Origin of the sequence: Endozoicomonas ascidiicola (assembly GCF_001646945.1) — a bacterium.
Lineage (GTDB): Bacteria > Pseudomonadota > Gammaproteobacteria > Pseudomonadales > Endozoicomonadaceae > Endozoicomonas > Endozoicomonas ascidiicola.
The window spans coordinates 412,834-432,955 of sequence record NZ_LUTV01000004.1 but is presented as its reverse complement, the minus strand read 5'-3'; the positions used below and the strand labels follow the sequence as shown (position 1 = coordinate 432,955).

The following is a 20,122-nucleotide window of genomic DNA, read 5'->3' as shown; positions in this document are numbered from 1 at the left end:
GATGATAGAGTCCATATTTTAACCTCCTGCAAAACGCAACATAACAACTGCATCGTCGGGATGCCTACGGCACCCGTCATGCAAGGGTTATACGGTTGACCCAGTAGTGTGATAAGTTATCTGCCCTGCTGGGGTTGTTGAGATTTCCGTGTAATCACCGTTCACGGAGTTCTCAACACGAATTTTGTTCGGGCCTGCTATGTATGCCCGTAGATGACTTGCGATAATCATTCTAAAGTCACTCTTTTTAATTTGGTCAGGGCTGTCAGGATTCTTTTTGACGCTCAATACGCGACCAAGTAAGTTTTCGGCATCATTTCTAAGCGTATCGAGTTGCGCTAACTCAAGCAGTTCAACAGCTTCAGCTATGCTGAACGAGGCTTCCTCAATCAATCTATTAAGTTTTCGCTCTCTGTTACTCATCGATAGTCACACCTTTATTAATTCATCAAAACGTGACTTGTCACGCAATAGCTCACGATGCGCACCGTGAAGCAGTAAGGTAAACAGCTCACTTTGTTCGGTAAATCCGCCGGCTGCCATTAATTCATCGAGACACTTACGGGTGCCACGGAAGAGTTCAAAGTTGATGGTGTGAGCACCACAAGACTTTTTGTGTTCTGCCTTGCGGGCTCGCTCTTTGCGTTTGCGCTCTCTGGCGGCTGCCCGCTGCTTTTCTTTTTTGTCCTGGCTGATCATCGGTTTACAGTTCCGCTACGGTTATGCCCAGCTCTCTGGCCATTTGAATATCTTCAATGCGTCGTCTGGCTTCCAGTTGTGCTGTGTATTCGGTGTTGACCTTGCTTTTCTTGGTCTTGGTTGTTTGCCAGTCCGGTTTGATGGTGATGGGTTCCGGCTTGGCTTTTCTCACCTTTGCGGGTTTTATTGCTTTGCTGGTGGATTGCTCCCGTTTTCTGGCTTTGATCGTTTCAGCGTTCCGGGCGTAGTAAGCACGGTTGGCAATTTGTTTGGCGGTTAAGGTGTCCATGTTTCTCTCACCATTGCTTTACGTTTGTTCAGTCGGAACACGGAGTCAGTACCCCATTGTTCGTCCGGTTCAAATGCCAGAAACTGCGCTACCGTTCTGACGCCTTCGAACAGTACAAAGTGTGCTGCCCAGACGGCGGATATGCCTACACGGGTCAAGTCGTGTATCGCGTCCCACTCGTCTTGGTTCAGGTTTCTATCCGGTCTGCTGAACATTACTTCGTCGTTTTTCAGGTAGCTGACGGGACAGGCCTTGGGGTCAACCTTCTTTTTTCCGGCTGGTGGCGTTGGTAGGTCGCCAAACAGATCAAGGTTGTTGTTGGTAATGGTTGCCACAATGAAGCCCGCCTTCAAAAAATACTGATCTGCCCATGATCCGGCACCGGTCGTTTAAACATCGGTACCGAGACGCCTTGCTCATGCCATCGCCGAAACTGAACCTTCTGGCTCTCTACCAGTTCGGATAGGCGACCCATAACAAACTTCCGCTCCTTCAGTGGGAAGTTCACCATCAGTTCCGCTCCGCTGATCCAGTCCTGTTGTGGTAGCAGTTGCAGTATGGTTTCCTGCAGCGTCTTGGTTTTCATCGGTGCGGCCCTGTATCTCGGCTTGGCGTATCTGGTGGAGTACGTGGATGATCTGTTCATTGGTGCAGCAGTCAGGAAAGGGTTCTTCCTGATGTTGCGCTTCCAGATAGCTTTCAAGGCGCATGGCGTAGTACACCCGATGTTTACCCACTATTTTTGGGTAGGTTCTGCGCGGTGATTCATTGAACCAGACAACCAGACGTTTGGTTTGCCCGTGGTAATGGAATTCAACATAAAACTCGCTGGAAAGTTGGTTGATAGCAAACGCCAAAGTGCTGATCAGGGATAACTGTTCTACCATCTTCCGTTCAAACGCATTCATGCCACTGCCCTCTGAAGTTGTTCCACTGAATAAGCAATGGGTGTGGTGCTGGTGGCTTCCCATTGGTTGCCCACCTTCTTACAACGCCAGCGACTTTGATAACCGGCTTTGGCCAGTGTCATGATTTCAGCCATCACGGCTTTAAAATGACGATGAGTAATCACACAATGTTTCATCTATCTTTTCCCCTATGCAGATCGAATCACTGATAAATCAAGCACGGAGCGGCCAGAGCGAACCACGCGAACTACCCTTGGCGTGTTCCTGGCCGGACGGGTAGGCTGATTCGCTGATCCCATGGTGATCATCACTTGCGAAGCCACCAGCAGAATGCAGAGGGGTTTTAGAATGCCCAGGCAAAACGCCTGACAAACCGCTGCTGCTTTATCGCTCACTCCCAGCTTTTCGTTTACACGCCCCATGTAAGTTCGTGCTGTCTCGTAACTCACACCCAGTGCCAGTGCCATTTCTTTTGCAGTGCTGCCTTTCGCCATTTCCACCAGCGCCTGAGTATCGCGACGGGTGAGGATGTCGTTCGGTGTTGCCTGAAAATCTATGGTGGTGACGGTTCGGGTGTTCATTTGAGTGAGTCCCTGTTGGCTTCGTCTAAAATATTACATACGTAATATTAAAACGTAAAGAGAATATTCAAATATTTAAAAGATAATATTTTAAAGTGGCTGTATTAGCGGCTTGTGTGCATGTTTTACCGGCTCTGGGTACAATGAGGAGAATAAAAGGAGGTGCTGCATGGGTACGATTTGGAAGGCAGTTGTCTGGCTGGTGGTGCTGGGTATTACTGCAGGATTAACTGTTGCCTTTGGTCCGGTGGGTTTTGTTATTGGTCTGATTCTGTGCTGGGTTCAGTCATCCAGCTTTAGGAGGCGAGAGCAAAACAAACAGCACAAGGAGCTGATGGAAACAATGAAGGGCAGGAAGGGCTGATTCAGCCCTTTTTGAATTCGATGATGTTGAGAGGCTTGCCGCCCTTCAGTTCGTTTTTGTAGCTGATTTCGGGAAGGAGAAAGGCTCTTGACTCTACCGCGACGCCAATGATGTCAGACAGTTTCTCAAGTGTGCGGGGTTTGAAGTCGCCGTTCAGGGGGGTGAGTACGTAACCATCATCATCACTGCTTTCTATAATGCGCCGAAGTACCGGGTTTTTCTGTCCTTCTATCTTTGCCAATACATAGCCGCCAACCCGTAGCGATCCGCCCGGATCAACCAGTAATAAATCTCCCATATTGATAATCGGGTTCATGCCTTCATCGGTCACCAGTGTATAAAACGCCTGTTTCGATAGGCGATCATAAAGCAGTGGTGCCACGTTCATGTGGAATTGTGGTTCTCTGGTGGGTGTGCTGATGTCCTGGGGCCAGTAAACCGGGAAGCCTTTACTGGTTTCGATGTCTTCCAGAAGGCGGCTGTCGTCTTGGTCGATGTCGCCATTACCGGTGGCCAGCCAGAAAAAGGACGCTCTGAGAAACTTGGCAGCATCCATCAACCTGATGACGTCCACTTCTGACCGTTTGTTTTTGTTCGACTCTATTTTTGTAATAGTCGGCTGTCGTAAGCCCATTACCTCGCCCAGAGCTGTCTGGGTCACTTCGTATTTTGCTCCAATGCGTTCATGCGCAGTTTTTCGAGCGTAACGAAGCCTTTCGCCTATTGTGTCCATTTCTGTCAATACCCTAATGCAGACCGTTATTTTATCAGTTATTAGGCAGTCTGGCGGTAATAGTCATATTTCTATTGAGATTCTTGCGATCGCCCTTTAATATTCCAAATGTAATATTTAAGGATTACCAAATGACTATTTCACCTTACGAAAAGCTCTGCATCGAGCTAATCGGAGGTCTTCCGGATAATCGGCGCGGTGTGCCTTCAGGAAAGAAGCCGACCGCGACGGCTTTAGCAAGAAAGATGGGCATCAATCGAAAAACCATTTTCTGCTGGCCACTGGTTCCCGGTACCAATATTCGGATTATTCCACCGTCCAGAGCGGGAATTATAGAAAAGCTTTCAGGCGGTGCAGTGACCGCTGAAGAGATTAGAGACTTTGCCAAGCGTCACCAGTTCGGTGATGAAGGCTTTAACAGGGGGCGTGTATGAACAGTATTGAACAACTGATCAGGGAAATCATGTCAGCAATTGCGGACAAGTTGCAGAAAGTGCAGGCAAAGAAAAACCCGCTGGTGGGCAGCGGGCTTTTGGGGCTTCCTGGTCTGCATAGGTATTGGAACAGGAATGGATTGATTATGACGGTTAACACGAAGGGTGTCCAGTGGGGAGGTGCTTGCTGATGGGAACGGTTGTGGAATTTAAACCGGCCACCAGTGACGCTTCTGCCAGTGCTGAGGCACCGGTTAAGAGGATCACCATGGACGATGGCCATACCCGTATAGCTCATGGCCTGCTGGAAGAGTTGATGCAGGTGAAAAAATACAAACTCTCTGGTCGTGAGTACGCTGTGTTGATGGTGGTCCTGCGTAAAACCTATGGCTACATGAAATCAGAAGACTGGATTGCATTGAGCCAGTTTGAATTGATGACCGGTATTGAGAAGAGTAATTGCCGTAAGGTGATTCTGTCGCTGGTGGATCGCAAGATACTAAACCGTTCAGTCAACGGTAATGATCAAAAGTTGTCGATCAATATTAACGTCAATGACTGGTTACTTGAGAGCCCTTCAAAACAGGCAGCTGCCAAGAAAAAACAGGCAAAAAATGGGATATGGTCGAATTCAACCATAAGTGAGTCGAATTCAACCATAAGTGAGTCGAATTCAACCATAAGTGAGTCGAATTCAACCAATACAATAGATAAATATAATAATAATACTTTAAAAGATAACGTCCCGACTGTCGTCGAGACTGCCCAACCTGATCAACCGAAGAAGAAAACCCGATCTCTGAAGTTCTCACCAGAGGATCGTCAGTTTGCTGAATACATGGCTCAGCGCATCGATGCGGTGAACGGCCTGACGGACAAACGCCGCAATCTGGACAGCTGGGCAAATCAGATCCGCATGATCCGCGAGATTGACGACCGTAATCCGGAAGACATTGCCCAGGTATTCCAGTGGGCAATTCAGGATCACTTCTGGCAGTCCAATATCCAATCACCTGAAAAACTCAGAAAGCAGTTTATCCGCCTGTACGGAGAATCTCGCAAAGCCAACCACTTCGGAGCATCAAACCATGAAAACCACAACTCAGCTGGTCAGCAACATCGTAGCCAACAGGAATACATCGATGACATCTCCTGGCTCGACGACTGAAGGCACGGCTGCGGGCAATGTGGCGGATATGGACAAGGCCCGGGAAAGCCGTCAGGTGTCGGTATTCAGTGAGCTGAGCAAGGAAGATCAGGCACGGATCATCAACGGAGTGTTCTCCGAGCTGAAAAACAGTTTCCCCGGTCAGTTTCTGAAGTATGTGCGCGAGATACCAGGCTGGGAAGATCACGAGCGGAAGCGCCTGTTCAACGATGACGATTTTCGTCGTTTGACTGCACGACAGATCAAGAGCGGTTTAACGACAGCGTGCAAGGGTGAGTTTTTACCCTCTGTTGGTCGTTTGATTCAGTGCTGCCAGCCAGACCTGAGCGAACTGGGGTTACCGGATACCGAGCAGGCATGGCAGGAAGCCTGCAACCATTCCCACGAAGTGATTCAGCATCGATGGAGCCATGAGGCGGTGTATCTGGCCGGTCGTCGTGTGGGTTGGCATGCCATTCGGTCAGCGGGTGGTGATATTCAGGTGCAGCGTTTGAGAAAACTGTTTGCTGCCGCTTATCAGCATCTGGTGGACGACACCGTTCGAGGTGCCGATCTGCGCGGTGAAGCCATTGCCGCTTTGCAGGATATGCGCCGCCAGTCGGAAGAAGAGAAGGCGATTCGATACGGTCAGTTTCTGGTTCAGCAGGAAATGGATAAGCAGGGGATACCTCAGCGCATGAGTGGCGCCGAGGCGTTAAAGCGAATGAAAGCCGGGTTATAGGGTGGGCTTATGACAACCAGACAAGAATCACAGGCAATTGATCAACAGTTGATTGAGATGCACCGGCAGAGCATTCCGCGCAAAGAGCAGGCGAATCGGCTGGGCATGGATATCAGTTCTATTGATCGGCGACGGGCGTTGTTGAATTTGTCCAGAGATCGGTCGGTACCCGATGAGGTGCGCCAACGGATTGTGAATCTAAAGCGGGGTGGTGCAACTCATTCGGAGGTTTCCCGCATTACCGGTGTGAGTCAATACACCATCAAAGACGTATGGGGTAAGGCAAAGAATCCCGAAGTGCCGAAGCTGTCTATTCCGGAGCTGTTGAAGCAGCCGGTAAATCAGTTTTTAGCCAGCAACTGGAAACGCCCAGTAAACGTTGATTGGCAGCATGACAAGCCAGTCACCGTGGAGGCCAGCGCATGAGTATTTTATTCTCACCCTCTCTGGCGTCTGTGAACTGCACTGAGAAAGAACGGTTGCGCAAAGAGATTGATCAACTCACAGAAGAGTATCTGGAAAATACGGGACGACAAATCCCTAGTTTCGGAATGATCCGACGGTTTGATGTGACGAATTTCAATAATCAGAAGACACAAAAGGACTGATCACCATGCAGGCAGAAATGGCACTGGCGAAGTTGAAGGTGAAAACCGTGCGACACGATACGGGCGTTGGTGGCATTCCTGATTTAACACCTGAAGACATTGCTGCGGGTTTGGCGGGTTGTAAGGCGGTGGCCTATTACCTGGGGCTTTATAAATACTCGGGGGATTATTCGGTATTACCTGAGCTTGAGCGGCATGTGTTTGCCCATGTGGGGCAGATCGGACACGCCGAGCAGCGGTTTAATGATGTTCAGTATTCGGCTATGGCTCGTTTTTTAAAGAAGGATGCAGACCGGTTTCCATTAAGCGACGATGACCGGGCATTTTGTCAAACCGTTCTTCAGCTGGCACGGCTGCTGGTGGATGAAGTGGTGCATGAGAATAGACATAAGACCTGTGGCGGCACTGGTATCTATCAGGGTCGGATGTGTAAGGGTTGCGGTGGTACGGGTCGTCGGCTCTCCGGAGTGAGCGAACAGGCACGCCGCTTGAATGTCACTAACCATATCTACGTGATGCACTGGCAACCGTTGTTTGATCGGTTTGTGCCGATGATGCACGGTTTTGAGAAGACGGTTCTTTCTCATCTGCAGCGCAAGTTGTACGACGCGAAAGAGGCCGAGCTTTGCCAGGCGCTTACGACAGTGAGGTGATCATGATTCCCAAGTTCTTGAAAGGTCAGCAGGTGAATGTGTTGGGTGATGCGTTGTATGCAGAGATTATACGACCACCCAGACGTTTTAATGATGATTATATGATTCGGCTGGTGTATCCACTGGCGGAAATCAGAACGCGGGTTTATCGAAGTTATGCAGAGAAGTTCTGGTCGTTGCGAAATGGTTAAAAGGCTGGTGGCTCTAACAGTATTGCCCGTTTGAATCGTTTTTAAAAAAAACGTACTATATTCCCATGATCCAAAAAACCCGCTTTTATCCGAGGCGGGTTTTTTTGTGTCTGTCTAAACCTTCCCAAGTGTTTGTCGTTCTGACATTGCCCTCTCCCCTGGGGGCATTTTTTTTTAGAGATTCCATGCCTGCCTTTAACCAACGCTCCAGAGATAATCTGGATCAGTGTCATCCTGACCTGCAACGCCTGTTTAATGATGTGGTTCGTCATTTCGATTGTTCAGTGATTTGTGGTCATCGGGGGAAGGCAGAGCAAGAGGCCGTTTTTAAGGCGGGCAAGAGTAAAGCCCGTTTCGGTGAGAGTAAACATAACCATGTGCCATCGATGGCGGTGGATGTTGTGCCGTATCCAGTGGATTGGCAAGACCGGGAACGGTTCGCGATGTTTGCCGGTTTTGTGCTGGGGCGGGCGATTGAATTGGGTGTGAATGTGCGTTGGGGTGGTGACTGGGACAGAGATACCAAGACCGCTGACGAGACGTTTTTGGATATGCCGCATTTTGAATTAATGGATTGCTGATTATGGAACCACTGACGGTTATCTCCGGCGCGTTGTCGATTCTTAAAGCCACGGGTCTTGATAAGAAGCTGGGAAAGTTGCTTGGCGGTGATTCTGGTGAAGCCGTTGCTGAAAAGGTGATAACCATTGCCCAAGGCGTCACCAGTGCTTCGGATTTAACGACGGTGGTCAAGGATGTTGAACAGCAAAGCGAGTGGGCGTTTCAGGTAAAGAAGGCGCTGCTGGATAATGAGAAGGATCTTTATGCGCTGGCGTTGGCAGATCGGGCGGATGCCCGAGCCATGCAGACGGTGGCGTTGAAGCAGGCAGATCCGGTGGCCAAACAGTTCATTTATTGGTTTGCGTGGTATTGGTCAATTGCTACCAGTGCTTATGTGGGCTGTATTACGTTTCTGGATATTCCTGAACCCAATCTACGGTTTGCTGATGTGGTGTTGGGCTTTTTGCTCGGTACTATCATCGCGACTATTTTGCAGTTCTTTTATGGTGCTGCTGAGGTAAGGGATATGAAGCCTGATCCTTATTTAACGATTGATTCTGAGCGCGACAAAAAACCGCTTATTCGGAAACTGCAGGAAAAGTTAACTGGCTCTAAGGCATAAGGACGTAATGGACAATAAGCATTCAGTGGCGCGGTATGATCCGACGGTCAACCTTGGTCATATTATTCAGACCATTATTCTGGTTGCCGCTGTCGCCACCAGTTACACCGCTACTCAGGTTCAGATCAACAGCAACAGTAAAGATATTCAATCATTGAAAGATGAGAATCACGATTTTGAGCAATCTTTTCTTCGGTATAAAGATCAGGTGCGTGAAGACCTGAAAGAGATGCGCGGAGAAGTTCAGGATGTGAATCACAATGTATTGAAGATTCTGAGTCAGATGCCTGAAGGCAAAAAATAGAAGCGAACCCAAGCGGCTTTATCAATCACAGCTGGGGATGTGACAGCGCCGCATGAGCATCTATCCCAAGGGAATCATCAGGTTGGCCTGGCGAGCCATTAACGCATTCAATAAGCCCATTAAACAACTAGCCCGGCAGGGTGGGCGAAACCCTGCACCAGATGTATGGATATAGACACCTTCCTTAAACAATCAAAAGCGTACTTTGACTTATATGCTGATCATCGGGATTGATCCGGACTTGGAAGCCAGTGGCGTTGCCCTGGTTAAAAATGGTCAGCTGGTGGATATGGAAACGCTCAACTTCTTTGATCTGCAGGACTTCATTACCCATTACAAGGATGAAGCGGTGTTTGCGGTGGAGAATGTTGAGCAGAACAAATCATTGTATGCCCATCACAATGGCAAGAATCAGCGGGTACGTGAGCGGATTGGTCAGAACGTTGGGCAGGTGAAAGCCGTTGCTCGATTGATTGAGCAGTTTCTCACGCGCCTCGATGCGCCGTTTGTGATGGTCACGCCACTGAAGGGACGATTCAAGCAGGCCAAGAAGGATAAGGACTACTTCAACCGTCTGACTGGTTGGACTGGCAGCAGCAATGCCGATAAGCGGGACGCTGCATTGATTGCATTGTATGGCATCAAGCCTGGTCAGTTTGTACCTAAGCCTTCCGAGGTGCCCCATTGAGAGGACCGAAAGGCCTGCACCTGATTCCCTGTGAAGATTGCAATGGATCGGGAGAGCATCGAAGCACCTTCGATTATCAAATCTGCATCGGGTGCAATGGCCTCGGTGAAGTGCGCTCTGATAACCAGCAGCCGCTGGATGATTACCAGATCATCAACCGACTGCGGGAACGTAACCGCCAGCTGTTGATCAAGGTTAATCAGTTGAAGCAGCTGCACAGCAAGCCACAGCCTACTGATCAAGAGATCAAGCGTAAGCACCGTGGAGTACTGGCCAGCTAGGGGCGCGGGTCCTTCCCAGCCCCTCACCCTGCGGGTAGGCGGACTCGCGGGATTTATTTAGTCACAGGGCGTTCTAGGGACTTCCTTCCTAAGTCGGAAAAGTTATAACCATGGGCAAGACGGTCAACAAAACCGAGCTCTCTGAGATCATCGGGGTCAGCCAGCGCACTCTCACCACCTGGCAGAAGAACGGCATGCCCATTGCCATGGATGGAACCCGGGGAACTGAAAACCTGTACGACACCGAAGAGATTATCCAGTGGATGATTGCCCGTGAGATTCAGCGGCGCATTGCTGACCACGGTGGCGATGAAGATCAGTGGTACGACTACGAGAAAGAACGCGCCCGACTCACCCACCACCAAGCCAACATTGCCTCACTGGATGAACAGGTAAAAGAAGGCAAGCTGATTCCATCAGACATCGTTGAATCAGCATGGGTCGATTTTGTAGCAGCATTCAGAGCGAAGACCTTGAGTATTCCCACGAAAGCGGCTCACCACTTCATCACCTTGTCAGACCTGAACCAGATACAGGATTGTTTGAAAGAGCATCTGAACGAAGCCCTGTCAGAGTTGTCGGAATATGAACCCGAGCACTACGGTATACAAGCTGTTACGCAGAGCAGCACAGCTGGCAGCACCGCCGCCTGATCTTACCGTTAGCCAGTGGGCCGATGAAAACCGGAGATTATCCAGCGAAGCCAGCGCCGAACCGGGGCGATGGAAAACCAGCCGAGCCCCTTATCAGCGTGAAATACTCGATGCAGTAAACGACGCCTCTTGTGAGATGGTGGTGGTGATGTCCTCCGCGCAAGTGGGTAAGACAGAGCTGCTGTTAAACACCATCGGCTATTTTGCAGACTACGATCCAGCACCCATTCTGCTACTTCAGCCCACGCTGGAAATGGCACAGGCTTTCAGTAAAGACCGACTGGCCCCCATGGTCAGAGATACACCGGCACTGAAAGGAAAAATTGCAGACAGTAAGGCGCGAGACAGTGGCAATACCATACTTCACAAATCTTTCCCTGGTGGCCATATCACTATGGCTGGTGCTAACTCACCTGCCTCGCTGGCGTCACGTCCTATCCGCATACTTCTGGCTGACGAGGTGGATAGATTCCCAGCATCTGCAGGGACAGAAGGTGACCCGTTCAACCTTGCGAAGAAACGAACCACCACATTTTGGAACAAGAAAATCCTTGCTGTCTCGACTCCGACAGTCAAGGGCGCCAGCCGAATAGAACAGCTCTACGCTGACAGCTCACAAGAGCAATACCAGTTACCCTGCCCAGAGTGTGGACATTACCAGCCACTCACCTGGGCACAGATCGACTTTGAAACCTGTCACCATGCCTGCAACCAATGCGGCGTGTTGAGCGATCAACACAGCTGGTTATCAGGTACCGGTTTATGGATCTCCCAACAGGATCACCCAACGGTTCGGGGCTTTCACCTGAACGAACTGGTGTCACCCTGGCGGCAGTGGTCGCAGATCATCGCCGACTTTAAGGAAGCGAAGAAAACCCCGGACACTTTAAAAGTCTGGGTGAATACGTCACTGGGTGAAACGTGGGAAGAAGAAGGCGACGGAGTAGAACACCACGTTCTTTACCAACGCCGAGAGCATTACAGCCACGATGTACCCATGGGTGCCGTGGTGCTCACCTGTGCCGTTGACGTTCAGGACGATCGTTTTGAAATCGAGGTGCAAGGCTGGGGCGATTCAGAAGAAAACTGGCGAATTGATCTGAAGATATTCCGGGGCGATCCATCAAGGCCGGAGATCTGGAAGCAGCTGTCTGATTTTCTCGAAACCAAATACGAACACGAAAGCGGCGCCATGCTGAACATCAGCTGCACCGCCATCGACTCCGGTGGCCACTTTACCCAGGAGGTTTATAAATTCGTCCGACCCCGTGAGGGAAGGCGAGTCTATGCCATCAAAGGTAAAGCCGGTGCCGGTATGCCCATCGTTGGCAGGCCGAGCCGTTCCAACCTTGGCAAGGTGCAACTGTTCAGTGTGGGTGTGGACACCGCCAAAGAAATTGTGCTGGCACGGTTAAAGGTGAATGAGCCCGGTGCCGGTTATGTGCACTTCCCAGTGAACAACCATTTTGACGAAGAGTACTTCATGCAGCTCACGGCTGAGCAGTGTCTCACGTCATTTGTCAATGGTCGTCCGGTTCGCAAGTGGAAAAAGACAAGGGCAAGAAACGAAGCCTTTGACCTCGCGGTTTATAACACCGCTGCCCTTTATATTCTCAACCCCAATTTTCAGGCACTGGCCAAACGACTGCAGCCGGACGAACCGGATCACGTCCCAGAGCCAACTGTCTCACAAAAGATTAATGAAGAGCGCCAGAAAGCCACAAGGCCACGGCGCAAAACCAAAGGCTTTGCAAACTCATGGCGTTAACCGACCGACAGACCCGCCGGCAACAATGGCTGGAAACGATGCTGGACGCCATCGAGGCAAGACTGTCCGGAGACATCGAAAGCGGTGGCAGCAGTGTCAGCATGAATGGCCGAAGTCTTCAGCGGTACAGTCTGGAAGAGCTGAACACTCTGCACAAAACCTACAGCAACGAGCTGAACCGGTTGGAACAGCAAGCAGCGGGTAAACCAAAATATTCAGCAGTGAGGGTTCGTTTCTAATGTGGAACCCCTTCAGAAAGAAAGCGGCACCCGCTAAACGATCTGAGCCGGTGATGCGTCAACGTCTGCCACGGTCACAAAACGACAGCGGCAAACTACTGGGCCGCAACTTCAACGCCAGCTTAGAAGATCGATTAAACGGTGACTGGACCAGCGTCAGCCAGACGCCAGACAACCTGATCTTTCACAACCTGAAAACCCTGCGAGCCCGGGCAAGAGAGCAACGCTACAACAACGACTACGCCAAGAAATTCATCAGCATGGTGAAAACCAATGTGGTGGGCGCTGAAGGTGTGGTGCTGCAATCCAAGGTGATTGACCAGAATCAACAGCCCGATCTGTTGGTGCGTACCGCCATCGAACAAACGTGGAAACGCTGGCAGCAACAGTGCGACTTTAAAGGGCGACTGCATTGGATTGATATGCAGAACCTCATGGTCTCCAGTGTCGCCGGTGACGGTGAAATACTGGTACGAAAGCACAGAGGCGGCCCCTTTGCCTTCCGCCTTGAATTGATTGATCCGGAACTGTTAGACGTCACCTACGTTGGCGAACACAACGGCAACCGCATCATTCACGGCATCGAACTGGACAACACCGGCAAGCCCATTGCCTACCACCTGCAGCAGATCAACAAATCCAGCCAGACCTATCTGAACTATTACAACCAGAAGAACTACCTGCGGGTACCGGCAGAAGAAATCATCCACCTTTTTCTCAGCGAGTTTGTAGACCAGAAGCGCGGCCTGCCGTGGATCAGTACCGGATTACAACGGCTCAAAATGTTGGGCGCCTATGAAGATGCGGCACTGGTAGCCGCTCGGATCGGCGCAAGCCAGATGGGCTTTTTTAAATCCGCCGCCGGTGACCAGTACGAAGGCGACAGCGAAAGCAATGACGGTTTTGAAATGGAAGCCGAGCCGGGCATGTTCCGCAATATCGGTGATCTGGAATTTCAACAGTTTGATCCCAAGTACCCCACCGGTGAGTTTGGCAACTTTATGAAGTCCTGTTTGCGGGGCATCAGCGCCGGCCTGTGTGTGGATTACAACACCTTTGCCAATGACCTGTCGGATGTGAACTATTCATCAGCCCGGGTCGGTATGTTGGAAACCCGTGAAATCTGGATAGGCCTGCAAAGCTGGCTCATCAGAAACCTGATACAGCCCATCTTTGAAGAGTGGCTGGAACTGCAATACGACCTCGGCACCATCGCCATTCCCCGCAAAGGAAATAAACCACCCATGCCGTTAAATCGCGGCATTGATTATTACTGCCCTGCCAAGTTCCAGGGCAGACGCTGGAAGTGGGTAGACCCTGCCAAAGAGCTCACCGCCCACGAAAAAGCCGTTGCTCTGCGAATCACCACCCGCTCTCAGATCATCTCCGAACAAGGGGGCGACCCCGATCAGGTGTTCCAGGAGCTGGCAGAAGAGGAAGCCAAATTGAAAGCCCTCGGTTTACAAGCCATCCCCGAACGGGCACCCACAGAACCACCCTCAACAGAGGAAGCCGAACCCAACGACGACGAACCACAGGAGCCTGATAATGCCAGTCCGCAAGATTAAGGCAGGGCCGCTGGAGCGGTCTTATACATTCCAGCGTGAAGCCATCAACGAAGAAGCCCGAACCATTGAGGTTGCGTTCTCTTCGGAAGAGCCTGTTGAACGCTGGTTCGGTAAAGAAATCCTTGACCACGCTCCCAACTCTGTACGCCTCGGCAGGCTACAGGATGGGGGCGCGGTTCTGGTTGGGCACGACCATGATGATCACGTTGGCGTGGTCGAGTCCGCAACCATCGACAGTGACCGCCGGGGGCGGGCCACAGTGCGCTTTGGAAATGGTGCGCTGGCTGTTGAGAAATTCAACGACGTGAAAGACGGGATACTCAGACACATCAGTGTCGGTTATCGAATCCATGAACTCACCCTGAACAAAACCGGTGACGATGGTGACGAATACCGCGCGACGGACTGGGAGCCCTATGAAATCTCATTTGTATCGGTGCCGGCAGATGCCACCGTGGGCGTTGGTCGTTCATCCAGTGACGTGGAAGAAAACACCATTACCGTCAACGAACCGGATAAGCCAGAACCCGAAGAAACAACCACCATTCAGGAAGAAAGAACCATGCCTCCAGAAAACCAAGCCCCGGCGGTACAAACCAACTCTGATGAGCTGCTCACCGCTGAACGTTCCCGTATCAACAAGATCAACGAGCTGGCCCGTAAATACCAGCTGACTGGTGAAGCGGAAAAAGCCGTTAACGACGGCATAACCCTGGAAGACTTCCGCGGCATTGTGCTGGACAAACTCAACAGCGACACCCGCACCGACACGAACCCGGTCACTCATATCGACATGGGCAAAAAGGACGTGCAGCGTTACAGCCTGCTGAAAGCCTTGCGAGCCTGTGAGACTGGCGACTGGTCTGGCGCGACTCTGGAGCGTGAAGCCTCCTTTGCCGTAGCGGATGCCCTGGGTAAAGATGCTCGCGGCTTCTATGTACCTTACGATGTCCAGATGCGTGATATGACCACCGGTGCCGCCAATGCTGGCTCTGAGCTGGTGGGTACCGATCATCTTGGTGGATCGTTCATCGATGCCCTTCGTGGTACTAACCTCGCCATGATGCTGGGTGCCGATGTGCTAACCGGTCTGGTGGGTAATGTGGATATTCCAGCCGCCGACGGCGATGGCACCTACTACTGGATTGATGAAGGTGAAGACGGTACCGAAAGCAACATTCCAACCCGTACGGTTGCCCTGTCGCCTAAAACCATTGCTGGTGCGGTAGCGGTTACCCGTCGTTTGCTGAAGCAGTCTGACCCATCCGTTGAAGCCATGCTCATGCGTCAAATGCAGCTGGGTGCTTCCATCGGTATCGATAACGCCGTGTTTGCCGGTGTTGCCAAAGGTCCAACCGGTATTCTGAAAACCACTGGCGTTAACACCACCACTATTGCCACAGCAGGTAAACCAACCTGGGCGGAACTGGTGGATCTGGAAACTAAGTGCGCTGCTGATGATGCACTGGTTGACAACATGGCCTACGTCGGACACTCCAACGTGATCGGTCACTGTAAGAGCACACCCCGTGATGCCGGTTCTGGTTTGATGCTCATGGAAGGCAGCCAGATCAACGGATACAACGCTTACCGTAAAAACGGATTGGCCGCCGGTGATCTACTGTTCGGTAACTTCGCGGATGTGGTGATTGGTATGTGGGGCGTGCTGGATATCGTCGCCGACAAATCCACCAAAGCCGCTTCTGGTGGTTTGGTTATGCGTGTATTCCAGGACGTGGACGCTGAAGTGAAGCGTGCGCAATCCTTCGCCAAGGTGGTCACTGCTTAACGGCAGTTTATCGGTAATGCATCGGTAAAAGGGAAGGGTGCAAGCCTTTCCCTGTTTCTTCACAATTCCCACACCGGAGTCCATCATGGCAACCCGCAAAGTAAAAATTCTGAAAGACACCATGGCTGGTGGTGAGTTTGTCCAGGCTGGCAAAGAGATCGAAGTCAGCCAGCGCGACGCCCACACCCTCACCAACATCGGCAAAGCACAATACGTGGATCGTGACGTGCAACCCGAAGAACTCGCGGACACTGAAGTTAAAGCGGAAGAGCTCACCGACCGTGAAATGACCAGTGACAACACCGCCACCAGTAAAGGCAAAAAGAAGTAATGAGCTTTATGTCAGCCTGGCACGGTATTGATCAGACGTTGGTCGATACCCTTGGCGAACCGGTCACGCTGCCGGGTGGTCACGACGTCAATGGTGTGTTTGAGTTCCCCACCAACGATGGTTCGCTGGGGAATGTTGCCATGGACTACCGTTCACCGGTGGTGACCCTCACCACACCCGATGCCAACGGGTTGAAGAAAGGCGACGCGCTCACCATTCGTGAAGCGGTGTATACCGTATCCGACACCCTGCCCAGTGGTGATGGTGTGACCGTGGTTCAGCTGACGGAAGATCAACCGGATTCAGGCAAAGGAAACTGGCGGTGAGTCCTGAGATTGAGCTGGATGTTCAACAGGCAGTCAGCGAACTGACTGAAGGTTTGGAAGGAAAAGAGCAGGCCATTCGCCGCGCCGTTAACAGAGCGGATCGGAAGTTTTCAGCCTGGGCAGAACGTCAGATCAGAATGGTTGTCAGTCGTGCGTCGGATATCCCGCAAAAGGTATTAAAAGATAATCGCCGTGTTTTCTCCCGAAAGGAGCGGACACCGGATGGACTGGTAACCAATATCTGGGTCGGCCTGAATCCCATTTACGCCGACGAACTGGGCAGACCGGTGAAAACCGATCTGGGTGTGAAGATAGGGCGCTTTGGTGAGTTTTATCAGGCGTTCATTATCAACAACAAAGTATTTTATCGGGTAGGCCGTGATCGGTTTCCCATCGCCCGAGCGGTTTACGCTTTTAATGATCCCGTCGTTCAAGCCATCCAGCGGATGGAAATGCCGGCACAAAACCGGTTTATGGAACTACTGGAACAGGAACTGACCTACGCCATCAACCATGAGTGAACCAAAACACACCACCATGGATGCGATCCATGACGCCATTCTCAGGGCGGTGACCGATCACTGGAAAGACCAGCCCAACCAGCTGGACACCGTGGCGGAATACGACCCCTTTGAAAAGAATCCGGTTAACTCCCCCGGCGTGTTGTTCTCCATTGAAAACATGGCGCTTGATGCCAGCGACCAAACCGGCAGAACCGGCATCATTCTGGATTGCAACCTGACCTGTGTACTCAGTATCAAAACCGACCGAGTGCAGGTACAGATCCGACAGTTTGCCGCCGAGCTGGTGCGACTGGTGGAGCAGAAAGGATTATCCCATTGGGGGCTGGGCAATGCCTGCACCAAGCCGGGTAATGTGAACAGCCAGCCCGCGCTCTACAGCCCGGAGAAAAGCGGCTTTGAAAGCTGGGCGGTTACCTGGTCACAAACCTTTTATATTGGCGGGCCAACGGTGGAACCCATGCCGCTGCCCGAACGAATCTACGCCAGCAAAGCCCCAGACATCGGCACCCCCGCAAAACCCGACTACCAACAACTGACCGGATTCCCCGATGAGTCGATTTGATATCAGCGAGTTATACCGGCTTCTTAATAATCTGATTCAGTTTGCCCGGGTGGATTCGCTGGTGGATTTCCCGGAAGGCAAGCGGGCGGTTTGCATCACCGCCGATGGGCTGAAAACCAAACCGCTGCCCATTGGCACCGAGCGTGCCGGGGATGATCAAACCAGCTGGCTGCCGTCCATGGGGGAACAGGTATTGATGTTTTCCCCCGGTGGCATTACCGAACAGGCGGTGATCGGGCCGTCGTTGTGGTCGGCGGATCATCCGGCACCGGGTAACGATCCGAATGAACCGGTGATGTCGTTTACCGACGGTGCCCGCATCAGCTACAACAAACAATCACACACGCTCTCTGCCATTCTGCCCGCCGGGGCAACGGTGGCGATTGTGGCCACCGGTGGTTTGTCCTTTGATGGTGATTTGTCGGTCACGGGCAACATCACTGCCACCGGTGATGTTTCCGACGGCAAACGCTCCATGCAGGCGGATCGCGCCATCTTCAACGGTCATACTCATACAGGCGATTCAGGGGGCAATACCAGCCCGCCTAAACAGAACCAATGATTGAATTTATCGATATCCAAACCGGCCAACCGCTGGATCGGGCGGGCAGGCTGCGCCAGTCGGTGACCACCATTTTAACGACACCGGTCACCAGTGAACCCATGCGTCGGGAGTTTGGCAGCAACATCTTCAAGCTGATTGATAAAAACGTCACCGCCACCTGGCTTACGTCACTCTATGCCGAAGCCGCCGAAGCCATCAGCCGCTGGGAACCGGATTTTCAAGTCACCGGCTTTGAACCGGTGATGAGCACACCGGGCAACGTTGCCGTTCATATTCATGGGGTGGATACCTTATCAGGCACCCGTCTTACGCTGGAAAACATCACCCTATGAGTTATAAAGCCACCATCACCGGGAACGATTTTGCCGCCATCCTGCTGGAAGAACTGCCGCCACCCACGGTGGTGGAGCAGCTGGACTTTGAGCAAATCCGCAAACAGATTATTGATCGGCTCTCTGGTCGTCAGCCACTGTTGTTCGATGCCTACAAACAACCGGTGTTTATGGATGCGGAGCTGGTGACCGGCGACAACGGCGAACAGTATTTCAAAGTGCCCGCCAACGATCTGGGCGCCTTGCTCTATCTGGATCGTGAATCACACCCGTTCACCCGCTGGGCGAACACCGCCGCCTATATCGCCATGACCCAGCAGCAGAAGTTCCAGCTGCGCAGCTTGGCGGTATTTCTGCAATACGCACAGGATGCCGACCTTGACGGGTTGGGGGCGTTGTTCAATGTCAAACGGCACATACTTGATCCGGGCGATCCGGACGCAACCCCACCGGTTGCCCCCACTTATGAAGACAACCAATCCTTCCGCCGTCGGATTCAACTGGCACCGGAAGCGATCACCACCGCTGGCAGTCGCGGGTCGTACATTTTCCACGCGCTGTCCGCCGATGCTTTGGTAAAAGATGCGGCAGTTGATCGCCCGGAGTTCACCCGCAACGGTGCCAACATTGTGCTGGATTACGACGCCGGCCTGACCAATCCCCAGTTTGGTGATGTGGCGATCACGGTAATGAGCCGAGAAGGCAACGGCGCAGCGGATCAAACCCTGCTGGATACCGTGGCCACCTACCTCAACGCCGAGAAGATCCGCCCCGGTAACGATCGCCCACGCACCCGCAGCGCCGAGATTATCGAATACACCATGGAAGTGGAGCTGACCATGTACGACGGCCCCGATAAAGCCGTGGTTATTGCCGAAGCCCAAAAGCGTTTGCAAGCCTACGCCGACCAGATGCACGCCATCGGCAACAGTGTGCGCCGCGCCAAAATCGACAACGCCGCCGCCATTGCCGGTGTGGAAAATTCCAACATCATCAGCCCATCAGCGGATGTGATGATCAGCAATCGGCAGGCCGCGTACTGCACGAACATCGTCGTGAGGGAAGCCAGTGCCTGACACCGCGTATAAAAGTCTGCTGCCGCCCAATGCCACCGAGCTTGAGTTGGCCATGGAGCAGATCACGGCAGACCTGTTACTCAATATCGATTTCGACTGCCGCACCCTGTGGAACCCCTGGACGTGTCCGGTGCATCTATTGCCCTATCTCGCCTCGGCGGTGGGCATGGACGACTGGAGCAACGACTGGCCGGAACACATCAAGCGCGATGGCGTCGCCACCGCCATTGAGGTGCAAAGCACCAAAGGCACTATTTACAGCATCAAAAAAGCGGCGGGCAGTTTTGGCGTCACCACCACGGTGCGTGAGTATCGGGACAACCCCGCCACCATGGCCCCCTGCACCTACACCATCACCGCCACCGGTGGCACGGCCTCGATCCAGTCCGCCATGGAGAAAGCGGTGTTTAAATCGGTTCGGGCGTCGGATTCCTTCACCCTGGTGAACGGTACGGCGGGTGGCGCGGCGTTGAATATTCTGGGCTTTGGGCGGTGTATTACTTTGCAGCGGTTTCGCTGTCCGGCCGCTTGAAAGCCGTTGTCCGTGATCCGTTGGCCGTTTGCCGTGGTTGCGGGCTCGGGCT

General features: G+C 52.2%; 35 protein-coding genes. 27 read left to right on the top strand and 8 right to left on the bottom strand.

The genetic code is table 11. The features are described from left to right. Positions 1–87: 87 nt before the first annotated feature. The 7 genes from AKL11_RS12590 to AKL11_RS12560 all read right to left on the bottom strand — a co-directional run bounded on the left by AKL11_RS12590 (position 88) and on the right by AKL11_RS12560 (position 2,477). The gene (locus AKL11_RS12590; RefSeq protein WP_067517916.1) at positions 88–423 is read right to left on the bottom strand and encodes a hypothetical protein; all 336 of its coding nucleotides are present in this window, start codon (positions 421–423) and stop codon (positions 88–90) included. 6 nt (positions 424–429) lie between these two features. Continuing rightward, a complete protein-coding gene (locus AKL11_RS12585) occupies positions 430–699 on the bottom strand; it encodes a hypothetical protein (RefSeq protein ID WP_067517914.1) in 270 nt (89 codons plus the stop codon). A 4-nt stretch (positions 700–703) separates the two neighbouring features. After that, positions 704–988, bottom strand: coding sequence for a hypothetical protein (locus AKL11_RS12580; protein WP_067517912.1), 285 nt, complete (start codon positions 986–988; stop codon positions 704–706). Beyond that, positions 976–1,323: a hypothetical protein gene (locus tag AKL11_RS12575; protein ID WP_157673544.1), complete on the bottom strand. Its 348-nt coding sequence runs from the start codon at positions 1,321–1,323 to the stop codon at positions 976–978. The genes AKL11_RS12580 and AKL11_RS12575 overlap by 13 nt, the downstream gene beginning before the upstream one ends. Before the next feature lie 81 nt (positions 1,324–1,404). Further along, complete coding sequence (locus AKL11_RS12570) at positions 1,405–1,896, bottom strand: hypothetical protein (protein WP_067517907.1); 492 nt, start codon at positions 1,894–1,896, stop codon at positions 1,405–1,407. Continuing rightward, positions 1,893–2,072 (bottom strand): hypothetical protein, encoded by a 180-nt coding sequence (locus tag AKL11_RS12565; protein ID WP_067517905.1) that lies wholly within the window; start codon positions 2,070–2,072, stop codon positions 1,893–1,895. The genes AKL11_RS12570 and AKL11_RS12565 overlap by 4 nt, the downstream gene beginning before the upstream one ends. 12 nt (positions 2,073–2,084) lie before the next feature. After that, the gene (locus tag AKL11_RS12560; protein ID WP_067517902.1) at positions 2,085–2,477 is read right to left on the bottom strand and encodes a response regulator transcription factor; all 393 of its coding nucleotides are present in this window, start codon (positions 2,475–2,477) and stop codon (positions 2,085–2,087) included. Between the two features lie 169 nt (positions 2,478–2,646). On the opposite strand from AKL11_RS12560, the gene AKL11_RS12555 reads away from it, so the two are divergent. After that, entirely contained in the window at positions 2,647–2,841 is a 195-nt protein-coding gene (locus AKL11_RS12555) for a hypothetical protein (RefSeq protein ID WP_067517900.1), read from the top strand. A 1-nt stretch (position 2,842) separates the two neighbouring features. On the opposite strand, the gene AKL11_RS12550 is transcribed toward AKL11_RS12555, so the two are convergent. Next, a complete protein-coding gene (locus AKL11_RS12550; protein WP_067517898.1) occupies positions 2,843–3,574 on the bottom strand; it encodes a helix-turn-helix domain-containing protein in 732 nt (243 codons plus the stop codon). 131 nt (positions 3,575–3,705) lie between these two features. On the opposite strand from AKL11_RS12550, the gene AKL11_RS12545 reads away from it, so the two are divergent. The 26 genes from AKL11_RS12545 (at position 3,706) to AKL11_RS12420 (ending at position 20,070) form a co-directional block, all read left to right on the top strand. Beyond that, positions 3,706–4,008 carry a helix-turn-helix domain-containing protein gene (locus tag AKL11_RS12545; RefSeq protein WP_067517896.1) on the top strand — a complete coding sequence of 101 codons (303 nt, stop codon included), beginning with the start codon at positions 3,706–3,708 and terminating at the stop codon, positions 4,006–4,008. Continuing rightward, positions 4,005–4,199 carry a hypothetical protein gene (locus tag AKL11_RS12540; RefSeq protein WP_067517894.1) on the top strand — a complete coding sequence of 65 codons (195 nt, stop codon included), beginning with the start codon at positions 4,005–4,007 and terminating at the stop codon, positions 4,197–4,199. The genes AKL11_RS12545 and AKL11_RS12540 overlap by 4 nt, the downstream gene beginning before the upstream one ends. Further along, positions 4,199–5,176: a replication protein gene (locus tag AKL11_RS12535; protein ID WP_067517891.1), complete on the top strand. Its 978-nt coding sequence runs from the start codon at positions 4,199–4,201 to the stop codon at positions 5,174–5,176. The genes AKL11_RS12540 and AKL11_RS12535 overlap by 1 nt, the downstream gene beginning before the upstream one ends. After that, positions 5,151–5,897 carry a replication protein P gene (locus AKL11_RS12530; protein ID WP_067517889.1) on the top strand — a complete coding sequence of 249 codons (747 nt, stop codon included), beginning with the start codon at positions 5,151–5,153 and terminating at the stop codon, positions 5,895–5,897. Before AKL11_RS12535 ends, AKL11_RS12530 begins: the two co-directional genes overlap by 26 nt. Positions 5,898–5,906: 9 nt before the next feature. Then, positions 5,907–6,323 (top strand): hypothetical protein, encoded by a 417-nt coding sequence (locus tag AKL11_RS12525; RefSeq protein ID WP_067517887.1) that lies wholly within the window; start codon positions 5,907–5,909, stop codon positions 6,321–6,323. Next, complete coding sequence (locus AKL11_RS12520; RefSeq protein WP_067517885.1) at positions 6,320–6,505, top strand: hypothetical protein; 186 nt, start codon at positions 6,320–6,322, stop codon at positions 6,503–6,505. Before AKL11_RS12525 ends, AKL11_RS12520 begins: the two co-directional genes overlap by 4 nt. Positions 6,506–6,510: 5 nt before the next feature. After that, complete coding sequence (locus AKL11_RS12515) at positions 6,511–7,158, top strand: hypothetical protein (RefSeq protein WP_067517883.1); 648 nt, start codon at positions 6,511–6,513, stop codon at positions 7,156–7,158. A gap of 2 nt (positions 7,159–7,160) precedes the next feature. Continuing rightward, entirely contained in the window at positions 7,161–7,349 is a 189-nt protein-coding gene (locus AKL11_RS12510; RefSeq protein ID WP_067517881.1) for a hypothetical protein, read from the top strand. 185 nt (positions 7,350–7,534) lie between these two features. Beyond that, positions 7,535–7,930 (top strand): M15 family metallopeptidase, encoded by a 396-nt coding sequence (locus AKL11_RS12505; protein ID WP_067517878.1) that lies wholly within the window; start codon positions 7,535–7,537, stop codon positions 7,928–7,930. Between the two features lie 2 nt (positions 7,931–7,932). Then, positions 7,933–8,532, top strand: a complete 600-nt coding sequence (locus tag AKL11_RS12500; RefSeq protein WP_067517875.1) for a hypothetical protein — start codon at positions 7,933–7,935, stop codon at positions 8,530–8,532. A gap of 7 nt (positions 8,533–8,539) precedes the next feature. After that, complete coding sequence (locus AKL11_RS12495) at positions 8,540–8,836, top strand: hypothetical protein (RefSeq protein ID WP_067517873.1); 297 nt, start codon at positions 8,540–8,542, stop codon at positions 8,834–8,836. Between the two features lie 214 nt (positions 8,837–9,050). Then, positions 9,051–9,524 (top strand): RuvC family protein, encoded by a 474-nt coding sequence (locus tag AKL11_RS12490; RefSeq protein WP_067517871.1) that lies wholly within the window; start codon positions 9,051–9,053, stop codon positions 9,522–9,524. Next, the gene (locus AKL11_RS12485) at positions 9,521–9,805 is read left to right on the top strand and encodes a hypothetical protein (protein WP_067517869.1); all 285 of its coding nucleotides are present in this window, start codon (positions 9,521–9,523) and stop codon (positions 9,803–9,805) included. The genes AKL11_RS12490 and AKL11_RS12485 overlap by 4 nt, the downstream gene beginning before the upstream one ends. Positions 9,806–9,915: 110 nt before the next feature. Next, positions 9,916–10,458, top strand: coding sequence for a DUF1441 family protein (locus AKL11_RS12480; protein WP_067517866.1), 543 nt, complete (start codon positions 9,916–9,918; stop codon positions 10,456–10,458). Beyond that, positions 10,391–12,226, top strand: a complete 1,836-nt coding sequence (locus AKL11_RS12475) for a phage terminase large subunit family protein (protein ID WP_067517863.1) — start codon at positions 10,391–10,393, stop codon at positions 12,224–12,226. The genes AKL11_RS12480 and AKL11_RS12475 overlap by 68 nt, the downstream gene beginning before the upstream one ends. Beyond that, positions 12,217–12,465, top strand: coding sequence for a hypothetical protein (locus AKL11_RS12470; protein ID WP_067517860.1), 249 nt, complete (start codon positions 12,217–12,219; stop codon positions 12,463–12,465). The genes AKL11_RS12475 and AKL11_RS12470 overlap by 10 nt, the downstream gene beginning before the upstream one ends. After that, positions 12,465–14,033 carry a phage portal protein gene (locus tag AKL11_RS12465; RefSeq protein ID WP_067517858.1) on the top strand — a complete coding sequence of 523 codons (1,569 nt, stop codon included), beginning with the start codon at positions 12,465–12,467 and terminating at the stop codon, positions 14,031–14,033. The genes AKL11_RS12470 and AKL11_RS12465 overlap by 1 nt, the downstream gene beginning before the upstream one ends. Next, the gene (locus tag AKL11_RS12460) at positions 14,014–15,822 is read left to right on the top strand and encodes a phage major capsid protein (RefSeq protein WP_067517856.1); all 1,809 of its coding nucleotides are present in this window, start codon (positions 14,014–14,016) and stop codon (positions 15,820–15,822) included. The genes AKL11_RS12465 and AKL11_RS12460 overlap by 20 nt, the downstream gene beginning before the upstream one ends. Positions 15,823–15,907: 85 nt before the next feature. Then, on the top strand, positions 15,908–16,153 hold the full coding sequence (locus AKL11_RS12455) for a hypothetical protein (protein WP_067517853.1): 246 nt from the start codon (positions 15,908–15,910) through the stop codon (positions 16,151–16,153). Then, the gene (locus tag AKL11_RS12450) at positions 16,153–16,479 is read left to right on the top strand and encodes a head-tail joining protein (protein WP_067517851.1); all 327 of its coding nucleotides are present in this window, start codon (positions 16,153–16,155) and stop codon (positions 16,477–16,479) included. Before AKL11_RS12455 ends, AKL11_RS12450 begins: the two co-directional genes overlap by 1 nt. Further along, positions 16,476–17,000 (top strand): hypothetical protein, encoded by a 525-nt coding sequence (locus AKL11_RS12445; RefSeq protein ID WP_067517849.1) that lies wholly within the window; start codon positions 16,476–16,478, stop codon positions 16,998–17,000. The genes AKL11_RS12450 and AKL11_RS12445 overlap by 4 nt, the downstream gene beginning before the upstream one ends. Further along, the gene (locus AKL11_RS12440; protein WP_067517847.1) at positions 16,993–17,565 is read left to right on the top strand and encodes a hypothetical protein; all 573 of its coding nucleotides are present in this window, start codon (positions 16,993–16,995) and stop codon (positions 17,563–17,565) included. The genes AKL11_RS12445 and AKL11_RS12440 overlap by 8 nt, the downstream gene beginning before the upstream one ends. Beyond that, entirely contained in the window at positions 17,552–18,127 is a 576-nt protein-coding gene (locus AKL11_RS12435; protein WP_067517845.1) for a phage baseplate assembly protein V, read from the top strand. Before AKL11_RS12440 ends, AKL11_RS12435 begins: the two co-directional genes overlap by 14 nt. After that, positions 18,124–18,462, top strand: a complete 339-nt coding sequence (locus tag AKL11_RS12430) for a GPW/gp25 family protein (protein ID WP_067517843.1) — start codon at positions 18,124–18,126, stop codon at positions 18,460–18,462. Before AKL11_RS12435 ends, AKL11_RS12430 begins: the two co-directional genes overlap by 4 nt. Next, a complete protein-coding gene (locus AKL11_RS12425) occupies positions 18,459–19,538 on the top strand; it encodes a baseplate assembly protein (RefSeq protein ID WP_095210354.1) in 1,080 nt (359 codons plus the stop codon). Before AKL11_RS12430 ends, AKL11_RS12425 begins: the two co-directional genes overlap by 4 nt. Next, positions 19,531–20,070 carry a phage tail protein I gene (locus tag AKL11_RS12420; protein WP_067517841.1) on the top strand — a complete coding sequence of 180 codons (540 nt, stop codon included), beginning with the start codon at positions 19,531–19,533 and terminating at the stop codon, positions 20,068–20,070. Before AKL11_RS12425 ends, AKL11_RS12420 begins: the two co-directional genes overlap by 8 nt. The last annotated feature ends 52 nt before the right edge of the window (positions 20,071–20,122 follow it).